The following is a 4,659-nucleotide window of genomic DNA, read 5'->3' as shown; positions in this document are numbered from 1 at the left end:
AGATTGAACACATCAGTGTGCGTTATGACTATATCCGTTGTCGGCATTTGATCAGCAATACCGAATACAGCTACTTTGCGTTACCTGAAAACTACAATCAGTTGTTTACTCGGCTCAACCCGATTATCGCTGCTCGCACAGCGAGTAAAACTCAAAATGGCTACCTCAATGCCGCTGATCAGGTACGCAAAAGTGCGCTTGATCGTAAAGCGAGCATCGGCATACTCAACGCCAATGAGCAGCAACAACGGGCTAATCTGGTAAAAAAAGCAGCACAACAGCAGCAAAATCTGTTCACGGCGTGTGAAGATGAGACCAGTGCCGCCTGTCTGGCAGAACACAAAAAGCTGTTACAGGCACAAGAAAGCTACCGGGGTTACGCCGAATACCAAACCTACTATGACCTACGCGAACAATTTCCTGACGAGATGGCGCACTATGCCGAATTGATCGGTGATTATTCACATCAGTTGATAGGTTTACTCGAAAACGGCTACACTCTCGAGCAAGCGAAGGCCAAGCTGGCACAGGATCAAGCTGAATCGGTAGAATATGCCAGAAAATACCAAGAGGCCGTGGATAAACTGCCAACTTGGGCAAGGATTGCGATGACCATACAGGATACTGTCGGTATGGTGTATGGGGCAAAGGCTGCGGGTGTGGGGTTGGGGAGATTAGTTACGTCTAAAATCAAATTTAATGACAGGATACCAAAGCATTTTGCACAATTAGATGGATTCTCACAGAAAAGAGGAGTCGGTGGTGCACATAATGCAGATGAGTTCAAAAAAGCCATATCAAAATATGGGCTTAAAATTACAAGCGAGACACCGACAGCCGTGAGGGGAATAACGCAAGTAGAATACCAAATACCCGCAAGAGATCGAGTGGGTAATATAATAGGCTTTAAAGGCAATGGTTCACAACCTTTTAAAAAGACAATCTATGATCCTAATCTTTTCACAGATCAAAAAATGTTGCAATTAGGTTATCAAGCAGCTACCGATAGTTACAGTGAGGCTATTATCAAGAGTTTACAGTCTTATGATAGTCAAACTGGTGGAATCACTTTCAGGGTGTATATAGATAAAAAAACTGGAATAGTAAATAATTTTCACCCTAAATAAGGAGGGTAAATAATGAACAGAGAGTTATTTGGTCAGCCATATTCTGATGAAGATCCTTATTGGATAATTAAAGCCTATTTTGACCGTATTTATAGTGATGGTCATTTCCTGCAATCCATTGCGCTTTTTTCCGAAAGAGGTTCCTTAAGCACCGATGGTGCTTACTGTAGTTTTCCTGACATGAATAGTTTTTATGAGGAGGAGCACTTCGAAGGAGTTGAATTTGCGTGGGGCTATCCACCCAAAGATGATGATACCATCATAGTAAGTGAAGAGACTTGCTATCAATACGTTAGACTAGCCTGTGAAAAATATCTGCAACTGCACCCAGAAGACACGGATACCGTCAACAAACTATTGACAAAAATGCCGAGTTAAATACAGCAAAGAGCAAGCTCGCACAGGATCAAGCTGAATCGGTAGAATATGCCAGAAAATACCAAGAGGCCGTGGATAAACTGCCAACTTGGGCAAGGATTGCGATGACCATACAGGATACCGTCGGTATGGTGTATGGAGCAAAGGCTGCGGGTGTGGGGTTGGGGAGTTTGGCTAAAGCTACGGCACCGACGAAGTTAGCTCCAGATCCGACTATTAGGCAACGAGTGCTTGAGAATATCGCGAAGAGCAAGGCAGCCAGAGAGTCATCGGGGTTCTCGCTTGTTCAGAGGCTAGGGACAGTTACTGGAAAATACTCTGCTATTAAACCTGGACCACTTAATGAAGGACTAGCCGAGACTTTTTCAGGTGGAAAGTATAAAGAAATTATTTTGTCTCAGGATACAGATTTTTATCGTGCAGGCGTTGATGGAAAACCCTTTGGTCAGTTTTTTCGTTTAGATAAACCTCAAAGTGTGATTCAAACCAGAATTGATCAGGCTGTTTTGCCAAAATGGCCAAACGGTAATGAGTCTCCATTAAACACCATTTACAGAATAAAGATACCTGCAGGAACAAAAGTTTATGTTGGTAATGTAGGATATCAGAACGGCTTTTATTTAGGTGGAACACAACAAATAGTTATAACAGCACCGTGGAAAATACCTGGCACCCAACTGATGGAGAAATCGCCACTCTTATGAAAAACACTATCAATGATGTTATAAAACAAATAATTATAATCCTATCAAGAAATGATGAAACTGCTTGGGTTGATGTATTCCATCACGCACTATTACAGTTAGATGATGATTATGAGGAAGCCTTATATAATTTAAGGCGCCTATACGCAGGCATGGGTTCATTTAACGATTTAGTTTTACACAAAAAGGGACTGCTTTTAATACAAGAGAATAACGATTTGGATATATTAAGGAGAAAATTACATAGTTTATTGTGATCATGGGTGCATTTATATCATCTGTGGAAGACTGCTTGGGCAAGGATTGCGATGACCATACAGGATACTGTCGGTATGGTGTATGGAGCAAAGGCTGCGGGGTTCACTTTGACAAGGATGACGGAAGCCAAATTGGCACCTTTTAGACAGATGGTAATTGATGTTCGGGCAGGATTATCCTCCTCGCCAAAGCGTTCAGGTAACGTTGCAGTGGCTGAAATTGATATACCCGGTATGCCAAAGCAGATGGCGGCGCATAGTGGCATTAACAAAGAAGGTAAGGGGCTGGTTGGAGCTGGAAGTGGTAATTTCTCATATAAAGAATTACCTAACAAACAAGGGGATATGATTTCAAGGAAGGGGGACTCTGAGTACAAGATCCTTGATAATCTTGCTGATCAGTTGGGTAGCAACACATCGGCGAAAGGAACGGTAATTATCTTCACTGAGCGTCCAGCATGTGGTAGTTGCTTAGGTGTGGTGGAGCAGTTCCAACAAAAATACCCCAATATTCAAGTTAATGTATTAGATAACAACGGTGTTTTGCTTAGGCCGGGAGCGAAAAAATGATTAGTGAACGTGCTGGTTATCAAGAGATAAAAACGTCTCTCCTAGAGTTGTATTATATTTATTGCCAACAAAAATTTGATTCTACTGGTAGAAACATGAGTATATGGCTCAAAGATGAATCAGAAATTGGTTACGCTTACGGAGAGTTTTGTGATTCTTATGATTTACCAATAGAAAACATCATGTTAGAGGTTTTGAGTTTAATACTTCGAGCAGGTAGAGGCCCAGAAAAAGCAGAGCAATATCACTATAATCGCATAGCAGAAATTTTATCAGAGCATAGTCTTGATGACTTAATAGCAGATATCGACGAAGAAGAGCGTAAAGATCTTCTTTATGATATGAAGTTATTAAAATTGCTGTAACAACAAGCCCGGTGTTTTTCAAGATAGTTGTCACTGTTTGCCTGTTTTTTATGCTGCGTTTTGGTCAAGTATTCAAAGTGTGGATTGTGTTGTAAGACTACTCCTTTGACAGAGTGTATCGAATGGCAAAAGTTGATGTGAAGTGCCCATTTTGTAAACAGACGGAATTCGTTAAAAAACACGGTCTGGGAAAAGCCGGCCATCAGCGTTATCGGTGCCAAATGTGCTGCCACTGGACAACCTGCAAATACAGCTCATCTGCGAAGTGGATGAAATGTGGTCATTTGTAGGCAACAAGAAGCAGCAGCGCTGGTTGTGGTATGCATGGGAACCCCGACTTAGACGCATTATTGCCCATGCTTTTGGTTGTCGAAGCAAAAAGACTTTCCATAACTTATTGAAATTATTATCGGGTTTTAATGTTGCCTTCTGGTGCACAGATAACTTCAGCGCTTATGACCTGCTGCCGAATGAAAATCACATCACAGGTGCGCTTTATACACAACGAATTGAGCGTGAAAATCTGAATCTTCGCAACCGATTAAAACGGCTAAATCGCAAGGCTCTCGGATACTCAAAATCAGTAGAAATGCATGACAAAATTATCGGTACATTCATTGAGCGTGAGTATTACCTGCAATAACCAAATCTACACATTGAATACGTGACCAAACAGTGCATCATCAGAGATATTAGAGTGCGTGGATGATATGTTGATGTAATAATAAAATAGGGGCGCTGAGTTATAAATGTCCCTTTTAATTAATGTCATTTATTAATACATGGTAATGAGTGATGTTAATTAAAATTTAAACAATACAATAAAAATAGATGCTTTTTCATCTAAAGAAATGCGACATGCTACTGGGTCAGGGTAACCGCATAAATGCATAAACTTTAACCAATGTAGTCGGTGTGTAGTCATAGATGACCTGTCTAGAACCAGATTTGTGCGTTTAATGCTCTACATTAGTCTTTTTTCCATGCAATTATTGGTCAATAAACATTCGTGATCTTGCCCCGGGTAGCTACCGATTTTTTTGTAAAAACCAGTTTATTTTATAAATAGTGATTGGTCTAGTTAAAAAACAAACAATCCCAACAATGATAGAGGTGGTTATCGCTATACCTATTAAGATCCTATCTCAATAGGAGTTTATTCCACACAATAAGAGCCTATCTCAATAGGAGTTTATTCCACACAATAAGTCCGCAGGCAAAATGCAACATGGCCTCGTAATTTTCAGCCTTTTTCTCC

6 protein-coding genes and 1 pseudogene are annotated in these 4,659 nt (G+C 40.7%); all 7 read left to right on the top strand.

Annotated elements, in window-relative coordinates:
* Positions 1–1,127: CdiA family toxin C-terminal domain-containing protein (locus tag EOJ37_RS14625; RefSeq protein ID WP_206194067.1), on the top strand; the 1,127-nt coding region annotated here is incomplete at its 5' end.
* A 12-nt stretch (positions 1,128–1,139) separates the two neighbouring features.
* Positions 1,140–1,505, top strand: coding sequence for a ribonuclease toxin immunity protein CdiI (gene cdiI, locus EOJ37_RS13595; RefSeq protein ID WP_127960432.1), 366 nt, complete (start codon positions 1,140–1,142; stop codon positions 1,503–1,505).
* A 104-nt stretch (positions 1,506–1,609) separates the two neighbouring features.
* Positions 1,610–2,209 carry a hypothetical protein gene (locus EOJ37_RS13590; protein ID WP_127960431.1) on the top strand — a complete coding sequence of 200 codons (600 nt, stop codon included), beginning with the start codon at positions 1,610–1,612 and terminating at the stop codon, positions 2,207–2,209.
* Positions 2,206–2,466 carry a DUF6966 domain-containing protein gene (locus EOJ37_RS13585; RefSeq protein WP_127960430.1) on the top strand — a complete coding sequence of 87 codons (261 nt, stop codon included), beginning with the start codon at positions 2,206–2,208 and terminating at the stop codon, positions 2,464–2,466. The genes EOJ37_RS13590 and EOJ37_RS13585 overlap by 4 nt, the downstream gene beginning before the upstream one ends.
* Positions 2,467–2,517: 51 nt before the next feature.
* Complete coding sequence (locus tag EOJ37_RS13580) at positions 2,518–3,036, top strand: deaminase domain-containing protein (RefSeq protein ID WP_127960429.1); 519 nt, start codon at positions 2,518–2,520, stop codon at positions 3,034–3,036.
* Complete coding sequence (locus EOJ37_RS13575) at positions 3,033–3,401, top strand: hypothetical protein (RefSeq protein ID WP_127960428.1); 369 nt, start codon at positions 3,033–3,035, stop codon at positions 3,399–3,401. The genes EOJ37_RS13580 and EOJ37_RS13575 overlap by 4 nt, the downstream gene beginning before the upstream one ends.
* Before the next feature lie 122 nt (positions 3,402–3,523).
* Positions 3,524–4,044: pseudogene (locus EOJ37_RS13570) on the top strand (IS1 family transposase).
* Positions 4,045–4,659: the final 615 nt, after the last annotated feature.

Origin of the sequence: Serratia microhaemolytica, assembly GCF_004011885.1 — a bacterium.
Taxonomy (GTDB): Bacteria; Pseudomonadota; Gammaproteobacteria; order Enterobacterales; family Enterobacteriaceae; genus Serratia_G; species Serratia_G microhaemolytica.
The sequence above is the reverse complement of the archived record's forward strand: the minus strand, read 5'-3'. Positions and strand labels throughout refer to the sequence as shown.

Coding starts and splice junctions, on each gene's coding strand:
- EOJ37_RS13585 (WP_127960430.1), top strand. CDS start 2,206: ATGAAAAACACTATCAATGATGTTATAAAACAAATAATTATAATCCTA.
- cdiI (WP_127960432.1), top strand. CDS start 1,140: ATGAACAGAGAGTTATTTGGTCAGCCATATTCTGATGAAGATCCTTAT.
- EOJ37_RS13575 (WP_127960428.1), top strand. CDS start 3,033: ATGATTAGTGAACGTGCTGGTTATCAAGAGATAAAAACGTCTCTCCTA.
- EOJ37_RS13590 (WP_127960431.1), top strand. CDS start 1,610: ATGACCATACAGGATACCGTCGGTATGGTGTATGGAGCAAAGGCTGCG.
- EOJ37_RS13580 (WP_127960429.1), top strand. CDS start 2,518: ATGACCATACAGGATACTGTCGGTATGGTGTATGGAGCAAAGGCTGCG.